At 46.6% G+C, this 15,115-nt stretch carries 11 protein-coding genes; 7 read left to right on the forward strand and 4 right to left on the reverse strand.

Features of this window, described 5'->3' with window-relative positions:
- Positions 1 to 51: 51 nt before the first annotated feature.
- Complete coding sequence (ppx, locus tag P22_RS07355; protein ID WP_054259594.1) at positions 52 to 1,578, reverse strand: exopolyphosphatase; 1,527 nt, start codon at positions 1,576 to 1,578, stop codon at positions 52 to 54.
- Positions 1,579 to 1,724: 146 nt separating this feature from the next.
- Here ppx and P22_RS07360 point away from each other — a divergent pair, with 146 nt between their 5' ends.
- Both P22_RS07360 and P22_RS07365 read left to right on the forward strand, forming a co-directional pair.
- Positions 1,725 to 3,275 carry a Ppx/GppA phosphatase family protein gene (locus P22_RS07360; RefSeq protein ID WP_054259595.1) on the forward strand — a complete coding sequence of 517 codons (1,551 nt, stop codon included), beginning with the start codon at positions 1,725 to 1,727 and terminating at the stop codon, positions 3,273 to 3,275.
- Positions 3,276 to 3,279: 4 nt separating this feature from the next.
- The gene (locus P22_RS07365) at positions 3,280 to 5,373 is read left to right on the forward strand and encodes an RNA degradosome polyphosphate kinase (RefSeq protein WP_054259596.1); all 2,094 of its coding nucleotides are present in this window, start codon (positions 3,280 to 3,282) and stop codon (positions 5,371 to 5,373) included.
- 26 nt (positions 5,374 to 5,399) lie between these two features.
- On the opposite strand, the gene P22_RS07370 is transcribed toward P22_RS07365, so the two are convergent.
- Positions 5,400 to 5,855 carry a DUF441 domain-containing protein gene (locus P22_RS07370; protein WP_054259597.1) on the reverse strand — a complete coding sequence of 152 codons (456 nt, stop codon included), beginning with the start codon at positions 5,853 to 5,855 and terminating at the stop codon, positions 5,400 to 5,402.
- A 394-nt stretch (positions 5,856 to 6,249) separates the two neighbouring features.
- Between P22_RS07370 and htpX the strand changes: the two genes are divergently transcribed.
- The 5 genes from htpX (at position 6,250) to larB (ending at position 11,590) form a co-directional block, all read left to right on the forward strand.
- A complete protein-coding gene (htpX, locus tag P22_RS07375) occupies positions 6,250 to 7,113 on the forward strand; it encodes a zinc metalloprotease HtpX (protein WP_054259598.1) in 864 nt (287 codons plus the stop codon).
- A 166-nt stretch (positions 7,114 to 7,279) separates the two neighbouring features.
- On the forward strand, positions 7,280 to 8,884 hold the full coding sequence (locus P22_RS07380; protein WP_054259599.1) for a peptide chain release factor 3: 1,605 nt from the start codon (positions 7,280 to 7,282) through the stop codon (positions 8,882 to 8,884).
- 36 nt (positions 8,885 to 8,920) lie between these two features.
- Positions 8,921 to 9,787 carry a hydroxyethylthiazole kinase gene (thiM, locus tag P22_RS07385; protein ID WP_082378431.1) on the forward strand — a complete coding sequence of 289 codons (867 nt, stop codon included), beginning with the start codon at positions 8,921 to 8,923 and terminating at the stop codon, positions 9,785 to 9,787.
- A 14-nt stretch (positions 9,788 to 9,801) separates the two neighbouring features.
- Positions 9,802 to 10,599, forward strand: coding sequence for a CYTH domain-containing protein (locus P22_RS07390; RefSeq protein WP_054259600.1), 798 nt, complete (start codon positions 9,802 to 9,804; stop codon positions 10,597 to 10,599).
- 244 nt (positions 10,600 to 10,843) lie between these two features.
- On the forward strand, positions 10,844 to 11,590 hold the full coding sequence (larB, locus tag P22_RS07395) for a nickel pincer cofactor biosynthesis protein LarB (protein ID WP_054259601.1): 747 nt from the start codon (positions 10,844 to 10,846) through the stop codon (positions 11,588 to 11,590).
- Between the two features lie 55 nt (positions 11,591 to 11,645).
- Here the strand turns inward: larB and ppdK are convergent, their stop codons facing one another.
- Together ppdK and P22_RS07405 are read right to left on the reverse strand one after the other, a co-directional pair.
- Positions 11,646 to 14,303, reverse strand: a complete 2,658-nt coding sequence (gene ppdK / locus P22_RS07400) for a pyruvate, phosphate dikinase (protein WP_072169783.1) — start codon at positions 14,301 to 14,303, stop codon at positions 11,646 to 11,648.
- A 1-nt stretch (position 14,304) separates the two neighbouring features.
- Positions 14,305 to 15,114 carry a pyruvate, water dikinase regulatory protein gene (locus P22_RS07405; protein WP_054259602.1) on the reverse strand — a complete coding sequence of 270 codons (810 nt, stop codon included), beginning with the start codon at positions 15,112 to 15,114 and terminating at the stop codon, positions 14,305 to 14,307.
- Position 15,115 lies beyond the last annotated feature (1 nt).

The raw sequence follows: 15,115 nt of genomic DNA on the forward strand, positions 1-15,115 counted from the left end.
GCAACTGGCTTGCCGGTTTCTTTTTTAGTTATAGCTGGAATCAAGCTTATGTTACAGATTTTGCTCTTCTACCAATAAATCCAAACCTAAATCTTTTTTTACCCATTTACTGCATTTTTCGAGGCCATGCAGTTCAATAGGAACCGGTTCACTGACAAACAATTTGAGATAAGCTTTGCCATTGGCAATGGCTGCTTTAACTTTTTTTACCAGTCCGATTTGGGTGGTATCCAGAATTTCGGCAATGGCCAACAGCAAAGACAGTTTACGGGCAGTATGCCAGTCACGTTCATCTAAAAACTCACTGTAGATTCTATTGCGGTAGTATTTCAGAGAAGGCCCGTTATGCCAGCCGGCAATGACGGCGGCAATCATTTGCTCACGGTGGGTCAGGCCGAATAAACGGGCATTTTCCACCAGGTATGAACTATGGCGGGGATGATCATAGTAATTAATGGTGATACCAATATCGTGCAGCAGTGCGGCTACCCGCAGCAGTTTTTTATCGGCAAGGCGCAGATCCATCTCTTCGCGCCAGCCGTCAAATATGGATTCGGCCAGTGTTGTTACATGATAGGCATGGTGCACGTCACCCTCGTAAGCCAGCAGCATATTATACGTACTGTGCTGCAGTATGTCTGCAATTACAGGGTCCTGATGGAGTTTGGCCTGATAATATTGTAAAAAAAGACCTTCCCGTACGCCGCAGCCGCTAATGATGAGTTGGGAAGCCTGAGTGACGTCCAGCAGACACTTTACAATGGCAACACCGGCCACAATGATATCGGCGCGTTCGCTGCTGAGGCCGGGCAGTTTTTTACGTTGGGCCAGCGTTGTTTTACAGATGATTTTCCATAATTCATCAAAGGACATGGGACCTAAGCGATAATTGTGTACTTTGGAAAATGGATAATTTTTGCACTTTTGATCCATTTTGGCAATGTTACGGGCTGTTCCCCCAATGCCAATCAATGGCGCGAAAGATCGTTTTAGCCAGGATAATTTATACAGTTCGGTCAGGATGAACGTGTGTAATTCAGCCAGCTTGGCATCACTGACTTTATTTTGCAGGTTAAATCGTTCGGTTAGTGTTACAGCGCCAAAAGGAAGGCTGACAGCTTTTTTTATTTTCCGGTTGTGAATGAGGGTGAGCTCGGTACTGCCGCCGCCTAGGTCAAAGAGCAGGCCGTCGGTTAGATCAATGGTGTTCATAACACCGATGTAACCTAACTCGGCTTCTCTTTCTCCACTGATTATTTCTAACGAAATGTTTGTTTCCTTTTGGACGAGCGCAATAAATTCTGAGCCGTTTTTAGCATTACGAACGGCGGCCGTAGCCACTCCGATAATTTTGTCAACCTGAAACAACTGGCACATGTGGGCAAAAGTTTTTAAAGTGGACAGCGCGCGGGAAATGGCTTCGGGCTGCAAAAAAAATGTGGCGTTCATTCCCTCACTTAACCTTACGGTTTCTTTCTGGTTATACACAAGGTTGTAGGCCCCTGTTTCATAAATATGCATGACGATAAGTCGTGCGGAGTTGGAACCCAGGTCGATAATAGCTACGCGCTCGGTCATTTTGATCATCTCCTAATCGGCTGCTGTCTTTGGTTTTTTGCTATTTTCTGATAAAATTTACGGAATTTTAACAAAGGAACCCGGGGTATCCGGGAAGGATTTACACTATAAACCTGTCGAATGATAGGACTAGCGGAGGTGATTCCATGGCAGGCAAGGCTCCTGAGTTGTTTGCCGCTGTGCACATCGGATCAGAGCAAATTAGTATGCAGGTGGCGGAATATAGAAGTTTAGATGATGTAAAAGTGATTGAAAAGGCTCATTGCCAGGTGACTCTGGGAGAAGAAACCTTCAAGACCGGGCAGATTAGTTTCAGTGCCGTCGGTGAACTTTGTGAGCTGTTAAAAGGCTACCGGCGCATACTGGCCGAGTTAGGCGTCAATGATTACCGGCTGGCTGCTACTACAGCCATTCGTGAAGCCGATAATCAACAGTATATTATCGATCAGATCAAAGTAAAAACGGGGTTTGCCGTTGAAGTAGTGGATATGATACAGGAAATTTTTTATAAATATGCGTCGCTGTTTAAACGGATAGCAGAAGCGGGTTTGGTTAATGAAAAAGACGCTATTTTGTTTGTCGACATCTCATCAGGCGGACTGGGTATCACTTTATATAAAAACGGAGCATTGCTTTATCAGCAAAATCTTCATATCGGTATATTGCGCATTAAAGAAAGTTTTGAAAAGCATCAGCGTGAAGATATGCATTTTCAAAAAGCATTGGAAGAATATATTTATAGTGTTATTGCCCCGGTTCAACAGGAACTGGGACAGCATCAGATCAAATATTTGGTTTTGTCCGGTGTGGAAACAAATTTGTTATTGAATATTTTAGGGCGTGAACAGGACGGGAATTTGTCCTTCATGGGGCTGCAGGATTTCAAGCAACTATATAAACAAGTCGTTAATCTCAATTTACCCCAAATTATGGATACCTTTAACTTGCCGGAGAATAAGGCGGACATGGTTCTGCCTACTATTATACTATATCAGCAGATCATGGCGTTAACGGATGTAGAAAAAATTGTCATTGCCAATGATCAATTTATCGATGGGATGACAACGCTGCATATTGCGGATAAAGTGAAGGACAAATGGCTACATACCGTTGAAGATCAGATGATTAGTCTGGCTCGCAGTGTAGCCCGCAAATATCATTATAATGAAAGCCATGCGGAGCATGTTGAGCATATTGCTTTGAAAATCTTTGACCGGATGACCAGGCTACATGGTCTGGGTGAACGGGAGCGTCTGCTGCTTAAGGTAGCTGCTATTTTGCACGACATCGGTAAATTTATTAACATGCGCCGCCATTATTTATATTCGTACCGCCTAATCCTCTCTTCTGATATTTTAGGGTTTAGCGAGGAAGAGAAGATTATTATGGCCAGTGTTGCATATTATCATTCTAAAGGAACACCGGTGGATTTCGACATCGCGTTTAGCAGCCTAACCAGAGAACAAAAAGTAACGGTAGCCAAGCTGGCAGCCATTCTCAGGCTGGCGAACTCTCTTGACTGTACGCACCGCCAAAAAATTTCAGAATGTCAGGTAGCTGTCCGGGAGGATGAATTGGTTGTCGCCGTACAGGCGCAGGAGGACATTTCGCTGGAAGAGTGGACTTTTGAAGGGAAAGCACAATTTTTTGAAAATGTTTTTGGCATCCGGGCAATTTTAAAAAGACAGGTAGGTTGATAACATGTTTGCCAAACATGAGAATTTTATAAACCGGGAACTGAGTTGGCTCAAATTTAATTCCCGGGTACTGGGTGAAGCGAATGACCAGCAAAAACCGCTTTTAGAGCGTCTGCGCTTTCTGGCTATCACCAGTTCAAATCTTGATGAATTTTTTATGATTCGCCTGGCCGGTCTTAAGCATCAGTTGGAAAGCGGTGTTAATAAAATCGATGCTGCCGGGTTAACCGTTGAACAGCAGATTATGCAAATCAGCGAAGCGGCTCATGCCATGGTTAAGGAGCAATACCGTCATTTGCGCAGTATTCTGAGAAACCTGGAACAGGATGAAATCTATTTTTGTGATGTTCAAGAAATTAAGGGGAAGGATAAAGAATGGCTGGACAATTATTTTCACCATACCGTTTATCCGGTAATTACACCTATGGCTGTTGACGCCAGTCATCCTTTTCCCTTTTTAGCCAACAGAACTCTGAATCTGGCAGTTACGCTCAGACGGGACAATGAAATCAGCATGGCGGTCATTCCGGTTCCCGGAGGGCTGCCACGTATTGTAGCGATTCCGGGAAATGCCAAGAAGAAACGGTTTGTTTTTTTGGAACAAATTATTATGACTTTTGCCCAAAAATTATTTTATGGCTATAAAATTCAGGATATGGCTGCCTTCCGGATTACGCGCAATGCCGATTTGTCCATTGATGAAGAGGATGTTAAGGACTTGCTGGCGGAGGTGGAAAAATCCCTGCGCCAGCGTAAGCGCGGACAGGCGGTGCGGCTGGAAATTGCCAAAAGTACTAAGCCGGACATTAAAGAATTTTTAATCCAGGCTCTTAAAATTGTGGAACCGGATGTGTATGAAATTTCCGGGCCGATTGATCTTACCTGCATGATGAAGTTTGTGGACCTGCCGGGCTGTGATCAGTTGCGGTATATTCCGTTAGTACCTCAGATGCCGGCCGATCTTGTTGGTGAAGAGGATCTATTTGCAGTTATCCGCCAGCGGGATATTTTGTTGCATCATCCTTTTGAAAGTTTCCGGCCGGTCATTGATTTTGTACGTCAGGCCGCCACCGACCCGAAAGTGCTGGCCATCAAACAGACGCTGTACCGGGTCAGCGGCAATTCGCCCATTGTACGTGCTTTGGCCCAGGCGGCAGAAAATGGCAAACAGGTTACCGTACTGGTGGAACTGAAGGCCCGCTTTGACGAGGAAAACAATATTTTATGGGCAAAACGCCTGGAGGAAGCCGGATGTCATGTAATTTACGGCTTGGTAGGACTAAAAACTCATGCCAAAATGATTTTGGTTGTCCGTCAGGAAGAAAGCGGTATTAAGCGCTATGTTCATATGGGAACAGGAAATTACAACGATACTACTGCTAAAATTTACACCGACATGGGGATTTTTACGGCCAATGATCAATTTGGTGCTGATGCGTCAGGCTTTTTCAATGTGCTGTCCGGTTATTCCGATCCGCCGGTCTGGAATAAGATCGTAGTGGCGCCATTGGGGCTGAGGGAAAAAATAGAGTCTTTGATTGATCGTGAAATTACATTTGCCCAAGAGGGACGTCCGGCGAGGATCATAGTGAAAATGAATGCCCTGCTGGACAAGGAGATCATCATGAAGCTTTATGAGGCCTCCCATTGCGGCGTAAAAATTGATCTGATTATTCGCGGGATCTGCGCGCTGCGTCCGGGAATACCTGGAGTGAGCGAAAATATTACGGTGCGCAGCATTGTCGGACGATTTCTTGAACATAGCCGTATTTTTTATTTCAGTAACGGCGGAGATGAAAAAATTTTTCTTTCCAGTGCGGACTGGATGCCACGCAATCTAAACGAACGGGTGGAATTGTTTTTCCCGGTGGATGACGAACGGCATACGGAGCGCATTAAAGGGATACTGGAATTACTGCTAAAAGATAATCGCAAGGCTTACGTCATGAAAAGAGACGGCGGTTATCGCAGGGTGGACAGAAGGGGGAAAGGCATTAATAGCCAAAGCTGGTTAATGGAACTTGCCAGTCAGGCAGCAAATGTACCGGAAATCTCGCTGGCGCAGCGGCTCAAACCCATGTATCGTAAAGATTTATAGGTGCTGGGCTGGCGGTGGCCTGTCTTCTATTTAAAAAGATTGGTAATGCTTACAAGCAAAGATAAGAGTCCGGCAGCAATTAACGGTCCGACAGCGACTCCTTGTAGAAACGTCACACCGACAACGGTTCCTAAAACCAGGGAAGTTACGGTCTCCGGCGTTTCTTTAATGATTACGATGCCGCGTCCGGCTACCCAGGCCACAAAGATACCAATGATTGTGGCGGTAATGCCCACCGGACTGCTGAACGATTGCTGCAGATCGCGCAGGCTTACCTTGCCGGAAGCTACCGGTGCTAAAATACCAATTGTGAGCAGGGTGATTCCCCAGTTGAGGCCCTTGCTTTCTAGCATGGGAAACCAGGTATCCAGGCCTATAAGCTTTACAACAAGTAAAATCGCTGCAGCCAGTGCTACCGATTGATTTTGGCCCACTACAGCGAGCACTAAAATGATAAGTAAGGGAAGATTTTCCCAGGACATATCAAAATCACTTCCTTTTCCAATAAGGTAAAGATATGTAAATCTCTTTTGTATCATATTATAAGTTGCCACTCTCTGCAACATGCAGTCCATTATAGGCCAGGGACGACCTTATAGTTAATGGAATTCATAGGCTGGCGTAATAGATTGAGTTTCCATTTAATCGAATTTTAATAAGCGGCTTCTTTACAATCCGCTGCAACTTTGCTATAATGAAAGCAAATCATATAAAAACCTAAGGGGAGTAGCTTGATAGAACAACATCAACAACCGATGCTTTGCATCTGGTGCTGTTCGTTGGGATGACCAATAAAGCAAGACCTTTGGTATGATAGCTATCATGCCAAAGGTCTATTTTTATACCGATCTATTTTAAACAAATGGGGGTAAGCATATGAATTCGTTAAAAACAACAATCCTATTAGCGGCGTTAACCGGTCTGCTGCTGGCCATCGGCAATCTGTTTGGCGGTACACAAGGCATGTTTATTATGTTCTTGTTTTCGATACTTATGAATTTCGGCAGCTATTGGTTTAGTGATACCATAGTTTTAAGAATGTATAATGCCCGGGAAGTCAATGCCCAAAATGCTCCGGATTTACTACGCCTGGTGTCCGGTTTGGCGCGAAAAGCCAAGCTGCCGATGCCTAAGGTTTATATCATTGAAACCAACGTACCCAATGCATTTGCCACTGGGCGTAATCCGGAACATGGTGCAGTAGCGGTAACGACAGGCATTATGCAAGCCCTTAACCGGGATGAATTGGAAGGCGTTATAGCGCATGAACTGGCGCATATTAAAAATCGTGATACATTAATCAGTACCGTTGTTGCAACAGTAGCCGGTGTTATTTCCATGATTGCCAATATGGCACAATGGGCAGCTATTTTTGGCGGCGGGCGCAGTGACGAAGAAGGCAACGGAATCGGCGGTATTATTGAGTTTGTATTTCTGGTGGTGCTGGCACCTTTGGCGGCAACACTTATCCAGTTGGGGGTATCGCGAACCAGGGAGTATCAGGCCGATAAAACCGGCGGCTTGATGTCCGGCAATCCGCTGGCCCTGGCCAGTGCGTTGCAAAAAATTGAGTATTACGCCAAGCATGCGGCCATGCCGGCAGCTACTCCGTCGACATCGCATCTGTTCATCATCAATCCTTTCAGCGGCGCGGGTTCCTGGATGGTAAGCCTGTTCAGCACCCATCCTTCGACGGCACAGCGGGTTGCTAAACTGCAAGAACTGGCAAAACAAATGTAAGCACAAATATAGGAGAGGATGTTTCCCGCAGGGAGGCATCCTTTTCTCATTGGCGGCTTTCCAATACAGCACTGCTCAGGATAGAAATATATTTATTTGACAATTTTCCTGGCTATTACTATAGTAATTATGTAGCAATTCAATTTGGGAGGATTTTTTGTATATAATGAGTGAATTGATGGAAGAAACAAGTAAACGGCGAACCTATGCTATAATTTCGCATCCGGATGCCGGTAAAACGACGCTAACGGAAAAGCTGTTGTTATATGGAGGAGCCATTCGTCTTGCCGGCTCGGTAAAAGCCCGCAAAGCACAAAAACATGCCGTATCGGACTGGATGGAGATTGAAAAACAGAGAGGGATATCGGTTACTTCAAGCGTACTGCAGTTCGATTATAACGGGTACCGTATCAATATCCTGGACACTCCCGGCCATCAGGACTTTAGTGAGGATACCTACCGGACTCTGATGGCTGCCGACAGTGCGGTTATGCTGATTGACGTGGCAAAGGGCGTGGAAGAACAGACAAAAAAGTTATTTTATGTGTGTAAGCAGCGTGGAATACCGGTTTTTACTTTTGTTAATAAATTGGACCGCTACGGGAAAAATCCATTTGATTTAATGGAGGAAATCGAAAATGTGCTGGGGATACGAGCTTATCCCATGAACTGGCCCATTGGTGTGGATGGAAGTTATCAGGGGGTTTACAACCGGAAGCTTGCCCAAATTGAGTTATTTGAGAGCAGCGGCAGCCATGGCAGTAAGGCGATGGCTGCAAAAGCAGGTGATGTGCATGATCCGGAATTTAAAGCTATATTAGGTGAAGCGGTACATCATAGTTTGTGTGAAGATATTGAACTTTTGGATATGGCCGGGGACCAGTTTGACTTGGACAAAGTAAAAGCAGGGGAACTGACACCGATGTTTTTTGGTAGTGCCATGACCAATTTTGGCGTACAATCTTTTTTGGAGGAATTTTTGCAATTGGCTCCCGAGCCGGCTCCCCGTATGTCGTCCAGGGGAAAGATTGATCCTAAAAACGAGGGGTTTTCGGCTTTTGTTTTTAAAATACAGGCAAACATGAATCCGGCCCACCGTGATCGTCTGGCCTTTATCCGTATTTGTTCCGGGCGGTTTAAGCGGGGAATGGAAGTGTTGCATGTACAGTCAGGCAAGCCCATTAAATTGGCTCAGCCACAACAGTTTCTAGCCCAGGAGCGGGCTATTATTGATGAGGCGTTCCCGGGGGACATTGTTGGTTTATTTGATCCAGGTATTTTTGGTATTGGCGACACGTTATGCGAACTGGGGCAGGACTTTACTTTTCAGGATTTCCCGGTCTTCCCACCGGAACAGTTTGCCCGGGTACAGGCCAAAGATACGATGAAGCGCAAACAGTTTCTTAAAGGTATGACGCAGCTAACCCAGGAGGGGGCGGTACAGGTTTTTCGCCAGCCGGACAGTGCGGTGGAGGCGTTTATTATCGGGACGATTGGCAGCCTGCAATTTGAAGTTTTGGAGTACCGTCTAAAAAATGAGTATGGCGTTACTATTCTCATGGACAGACTGCCTTTCGGCGTAGCCCGCTGGCTGGTAGGTGAGGAGGCAGATATCAAGGCCATTAAAAGCATGGACAGCGGCATGCTGGTTCAGGATATTAAAGATCGTCCGGTAGCGCTTGTCAGTAATGAGTGGTCCTTAAACTGGATTGTAGAGCGTAATCCCAACATCAAATTTCTGACCGTACCGGAAGATTCACGCAGTATTTAATCCGTCAGAAAAAACAAAGCAGAGGAGAGCGGTATCATGCTGAAAGAATTATGGGCCATTAGGGAAGAGGTTCGAGATCGTAACCCGTTAGTCTATAATATCACCAATACCGTGGTAACCAACTTTACGGCCAATGTTCTTCTGGCAGCCGGAGCTTCCCCGATTATGTCGGAAGGAGCGGCTGAAGCGGAGGATTTGGCGAGAATATGCAGTGCGCTGGTACTTAATATCGGAACGCTGCATACCCGTCAAATCAATTATTGCCTGAAAGCCGGCGAATATGCCAATAAATATCAAAAACCGGTAGTTTTGGATCCGGTGGGTGTGGGAGCTACTGCTTATCGTAACATTATTGCCGGGCAAATTCTCCAGGATGTACGGGTGGATTTGGTTCGTGGCAATTACGGCGAAATCAGCTTTATCGCCGGGGTCGACGCTCAAGTCAGGGGTGTGGACAATACGGGGACAGCCATTGATTTGCCGGCGATACAAAAGATGTCGGGAGAATATTCTGCTCTGGTGGCAGCTACCGGGGCGGTGGATTATCTGCTTGACGGACGACAGGTTCATGTTAATCGTACCGGCCACCCGCTGCTGCAACTGGTTACCGGGACAGGCTGCGCTTTAAGCTCGCTGGCCGGTGCTTTTCTTGCCGTAGCCGAGGACCGCAAGCTGGGGGTGTTGGCGGCGCTGGCCTTTTATGGTGCGGCGGCTCAAAAAGCAGCTGAGAACAGCAAGGGCCCAGGCAGCTTTGCTACCCGGTTTTTGGATACCTTGTATAATCTGAGTTTTAAGGACTTTAAAAAAATAGCTGCCGACAAAGTATATCAACAGCAGCCGCTTGAGGAAAGTCTAACGGAAAATGATGCAATGGAGCCGGAAACTTCGATCACCGAGGCCTAAAATGGGGTGTTATTATGGCAGAACATACTGAACTGGAGCTAAAGCTGGCGCTAAACGATAGAGCTGTCTTTGATAGGATTTTTTCTTCAGCCTATATAAGGCAGTTGTCCGGCGGACAGCACCCGCATGTGGATACTCTGTCCGCTTTTTATTTTGATACAGTGGACGGGAAACTTAGAGACAGGGGATTAACCTATCGGATTCGCCGGGAAAACGGTCATTATGTGGCAACTGTCAAGGGTGGCGGTTTATCATCTGGCGGACTGCACCGGCGTTTGGAATGGAATGTCCCGGTTAGTGATTCGGTTACGCCGAATATTGCTTTCTTTGATCATACGGAGATTGGTCCTGTGTTGCGGCAGACGGCTGAAAACGACGACCGGCTAGTACCTTTATTCAGCATGACTTTTGAAAGGCATACTCTCTTACTGCATGGAGATAATGAAACGGTTATTGAATTGGCTGCCGATGAGGGTGAAATGACTGCCGGAGGGAAAAAAGAACCGATTTTGGAGCTGGAACTGGAATTAAAGTCTGGTCATCCGGCAGCTGTTTTGCAGATGGGAGCTGAACTAATCCGGCAGTTTCCACTTATTGTAGAGCCGCGCAGTAAATACTATCGTGCTCTGCTACTGGCCGGGCTGGCGGAGCCTGGAGAGCTTTGGCTGCTGCCGGGTTCTCAATTGCAGAATAAACTGTTGCAACATAGTTACGAGTTGCTGGATGTTTGTTCGGTTTTTTCCTACCGGAGCGGCCGGGATATAAAACCGGAGATGGCCATGCTGCTGGAATTGTGGGCAAAACTGTTATAGTGGTAAACTTGAAGCTGCATTCCTACGGAAATGCGGTTTTTCTTTAAAGCTGACAGGAATAACCAAGCAGGGATTGCCGGATATTGTTACGAAATAATATGAAAGGTTCAGATAAGGAAGAACGTAAAATGCAGTGGCGATGCAGGCGATTACCGGCCGGGCTTACAGGCGCTGAAGGACTGCTATAAGATATCCACGCTGAAGCTAAAAATATTGGCAGAGGCTGCTTTAAGGGAGGGAGAGTATGAACAAGAGGGAGTTAATAACACTGCTGCAAGAGGTACAAAGCCGGAAAATAGAAATAGATGAAGCTGTACAAAAATTAGAGGACCTGCCATTTAAAGATTTAGGGTTTGCCGCTATTGATAATCATCGGGAAATACGCGTAGGCTACCCGGAGGTCATTTACTGTGCCGGAAAAACGGTTGACCAAGTAAGGGAAATTATTCAATTTATGCTGACTCGGGAAAATCATATTTTAGCCACCAGGGCCAGTGACATGATGTACCAGGCGGTAAAGGAAATCTGTCCGGATGCCTGTTATAATGAACTGGGGCGGGTTATCACTATCAAAAGAACGGCGATTAGCTTGAGCGAAACTTACATTGCCATTGTAGCGGCAGGTACTTCGGACCTGCCGGTGGTGGAGGAAGCGGCTGAAACGGCTATGATGCTCGGTAACCGGGTGGAAAAAGTGATTGATGTGGGAGTTGCGGGAATTCACCGTCTGTTTGCCAGGCTGGAGACTATTAGAAAAGCCAAAGTTGTTATTGTCGTAGCGGGAATGGAAGGAGCACTGGCCAGTGTGGTTGGTGGACTGGTGGACAAACCGATTATTGCTGTTCCGACCAGTGTGGGCTATGGAAGCAGTTTTGGCGGCATTGCGGCACTGCTGACTATGCTGAACAGCTGTGCCAGCGGGATTAGCGTAGTTAATATTGATAATGGTTTCGGTGCCGGTTATTGTGCCAGTATGATTAATAAGCTATAAATAATAAAAGAGAAAAGCCATCAGCCTTTTAATTAGGATGATGGCTTTTGGGCTTTTAACGGGTACCTAAACTTTCACCCTGACTGACAGCAGCCTGGGCAGCGGCTAAACGGGCAATGGGAACGCGGTAGGGGGAACAACTGACGAAATCCAGACCCAGATGATGGCAAAAGTCGATTGAACTTGGTTCGCCGCCATGTTCACCGCAGATACCGGTAATTAGATTAGGTTTGGTTTTTCTTCCCCGTTCAACGGCGATTTTCATCAATTCGCCAACTCCTTTACGGTCTAAAGCGATGAAAGGATTTTCTTTTAGAATCTTATATTCCAGATACGGCGGCAGGAACTTGCCTTCGGCATCGTCGCGGCTAAAGCCCATACAAGTTTGTGTTAAATCATTGGTGCCAAAGCTGAAGAAATCGGAAAACTCGGCCAATTCATCGGCTAACAGCGCTGCCCGTGGTGTTTCGATCATAGTACCGATGCAGTAGTGGAATTCCACCCCGAAATCTTTAGTAACCTCTTCGGCTATAGCGGCAATACGTTTCTGGAAAAAGGCTAGCTCTTCTTTATCAATGGTCAGAGGTATTTCCACTTCGGGCAGAATGGTATAGCCCTCTTTAGTTAAATGAGCGGTGGCATTAAAGATGGCCCGGATCTGCATTTCGTAAATTTCCGGGAAGGTGATACCCAGACGGCAGCCCCGGTGTCCCAGCATGGGATTAAATTCGTGCAGTTGACGTACCTTTTTTAATAAAGATTCCTGCTCTGCGAGCTGTGCGGGATTTTCACCGCTTGTACGCAGTTTGGTTGTTTCCACGACCAGCCCTTCCAGATTAGGTAAAAATTCATGTAAGGGAGGGTCAAGGAGACGAATGCATACCGGTAACCCTTCCATTTCTTTTAAAATACCGTAGAAATCATTTTCCTGGATGGGTAAGAGGCAGGCAAGAGCCTGCTGGCGTTCTTCCTGTGTTTCGGCAAGAATCATCTGCTGTACATGGGGAAGACGGTCGGAACCCATAAACATATGCTCAGTACGGGTTAAGCCAATACCGGTGGCGCCAAAGGCACGGGCTTTGGCGGCATCTTCCGGAGTATCGGCGTTGGCTCTGACGGCAAGCGTTTTAAATTCATCAGCCCAAGAGAGAAGATGGGTGTATTCGGTGGAGAGTTCAGGATCTTTCATCGGTACCTCACCCAGAATTACCCGACCTGTCGAGCCGTCAATGGAAATAAGATCGCCGACCTTTACCGTTGTGCTGCCGATGGTAAATTCTTGATTGGTATAATCAATCTTTATGGTTTCGCAGCCGCAGACACAAGGTTTTCCCATACCGCGTGCTACCACGGCGGCGTGGCTGGTCATGCCGCCACGGCTGGTAAGAACACCCTGGGCGGCAATAATGCCGTGGATGTCGTCCGGAGTGGTTTCCATCCGCACCATCAGTACTTTGCATCCGGTTTTGGCAATCCGTTCGGCAGAGTCGGCATCAAACACAACCTGACCGGATGCCGCACCCGGAGAAGCCGGCAGCCCCTTGGCGATGACCGACAGTTTGGCCGAACTGTCGATTTGGCGGTGCAGCAGCTGGTCCAGTTGCCCGGGTTCAACCATCAGGAGGGCTTCCTGTTTACTGATCAAATTTTCGGAAACCATGTCATGCGCAATTTTTACGGCCGCCTGGGCGGTACGTTTGCCGTTACGGCATTGCAGCAGGTACAGTTTCCCCTTTTCAATAGTAAACTCAATATCCTGCATGTTGCGGTAATGGTTTTCCAGAATATGTACCGTACGAACGAACTGATCATAGATATCGGGCATATCCTCCTGTAGCTGAGCAATAGGCTGCGGGGTTCGGATACCGGCCACCACATCTTCGCCCTGGGCATTCATCAGGTATTCACCATAAATGATGTTTTCTCCCGTGGAGGGATTGCGGCTGAAGGCAACGCCTGTTCCGGAGTCATTGCCCATATTGCCGAATACCATGGACTGAATGTTTACGGCTGTCCCCAGGTCGTGGTTGATTTTATTCAAATTGCGGTAGACGATTGCACGATGATTATTCCAGGATCTGAAAACGGCTTCGATTGCCATGAAGAGCTGTTCGATAGGGTCCTCCGGGAAAGGCCGCTCAATTTGTGACCGTACCAGTTCTTTATACTTATCAATTAATGAGCGCAAGGCTTCAACGGTTAGTTCCTGGTCATAGACTACGCCGATATCTTCCTTTTGTTCATTTAACAGGTATTCAAATTCATGTTTGGGAATTTCCAATACTACATCGGAAAACATTTGGATAAACCGGCGGTAAGAGTCGTATGCAAAACGAAGATTGCTGGTATTTCTGGCCAAGCTTTGCACTGTCTGTTCATTGAGTCCCAGGTTGAGTATGGTGTCCATCATGCCCGGCATGGAGAAGACGGCACCCGAACGTACGGAAACCAAAAGAGGATTGGCTATGTCACCCAGTTTTTTCCCGGTTTTTGCTTCGACAAAAGCAAGTTTTTCCAGTATTTCTTCTTTCAGACCGGCAGGGAAGCTTCTCTGAGACTGATAGTATTCCTTGCAGGCTTGGGTCGTGATGGTCATGCCAAACGGCACAGGAAGTCCAATGTTCGTCATTTCCGCTAAATTAGCTCCCTTGCCGCCCAACAATGACCGCATATCAGCGCGCCCTTCGTTAAACATGTAAACAAAATTTGACACTTTACATCGCCCCTTTACGATAATAATCCAGCAGTTTAGCTGCGGTTTCCTCCATAGCTTTGTTGGTCACATCAATAATCGGACAACCCAGTTTTTTCATGATAGCCAGCGCATAGTCAATCTCATAAAATATCCGTTCCGGATTGGCATAATCAGCTGTCGGTGACAAGCCCATCGTTTTTAAGCGTTCCCGGCGTATCTCCAGCAAAAGCGATGGGCGCAGCGTAAGACCGACTATTTTTTTTGGTAGGATTTGGTAAAGTTCATTCGGCGGAACTACATCGGGGACCAGCGGAACATTAGCCGCTTTAATGCCTTTATGGGCCAGGTACATGCATAAAGGCGTTTTTGAAGTGCGCGAGATACCGATTAAAACGAGATCAGCCCGTAAAAGCCCGCGAGGATCCTTTCCGTCGTCGAATTTAACAGCAAACTCAATGGCGGCGACTTTGTTAAAGTAAGCTTTATCAATTTTACGCAGCAGTCCGGGCTCATATTTTGGTTTTAGATCAGTAACTGTGCCGAGTGCTTCCAGCATAGGGCCCATAATATCTACGTGAGCCAGTTCCATCTGATGTAACTTGTTTTCTAAAAATTCTTTTAAAGCCGGGCTTACGAGAGTATAGACAATAATGCCACCGGCCTCTTTGGCTTCCAGCAGGGTTTCTTCGATTTGTTGCTCTGATGCCAAGAAAGGCACTCGGCGAATATCAACCCGTGTATCAAATTGGCTGGCGGCGGCTTTTACTACGATTTCTCCTGTTTCTCCGATTGAGTCGGAAAGTATATATACAATAGGTACTACATTCATT

This window comes from Propionispora sp. 2/2-37, assembly GCF_001298735.1.
GTDB lineage: Bacteria > Bacillota > Negativicutes > Propionisporales > Propionisporaceae > Propionispora.

Coding starts and splice junctions, on each gene's coding strand:
- ppx (WP_054259594.1), bottom strand. CDS start 1,578: ATGACCGAGCGCGTAGCTATTATCGACCTGGGTTCCAACTCCGCACGA.
- P22_RS07360 (WP_054259595.1), top strand. CDS start 1,725: ATGGCAGGCAAGGCTCCTGAGTTGTTTGCCGCTGTGCACATCGGATCA.
- P22_RS07365 (WP_054259596.1), top strand. CDS start 3,280: ATGTTTGCCAAACATGAGAATTTTATAAACCGGGAACTGAGTTGGCTC.
- P22_RS07370 (WP_054259597.1), bottom strand. CDS start 5,855: ATGTCCTGGGAAAATCTTCCCTTACTTATCATTTTAGTGCTCGCTGTA.
- htpX (WP_054259598.1), top strand. CDS start 6,250: ATGAATTCGTTAAAAACAACAATCCTATTAGCGGCGTTAACCGGTCTG.
- P22_RS07380 (WP_054259599.1), top strand. CDS start 7,280: ATGAGTGAATTGATGGAAGAAACAAGTAAACGGCGAACCTATGCTATA.
- thiM (WP_082378431.1), top strand. CDS start 8,921: ATGCTGAAAGAATTATGGGCCATTAGGGAAGAGGTTCGAGATCGTAAC.
- P22_RS07390 (WP_054259600.1), top strand. CDS start 9,802: ATGGCAGAACATACTGAACTGGAGCTAAAGCTGGCGCTAAACGATAGA.
- larB (WP_054259601.1), top strand. CDS start 10,844: ATGAACAAGAGGGAGTTAATAACACTGCTGCAAGAGGTACAAAGCCGG.
- P22_RS07405 (WP_054259602.1), bottom strand. CDS start 15,114: ATGAATGTAGTACCTATTGTATATATACTTTCCGACTCAATCGGAGAA.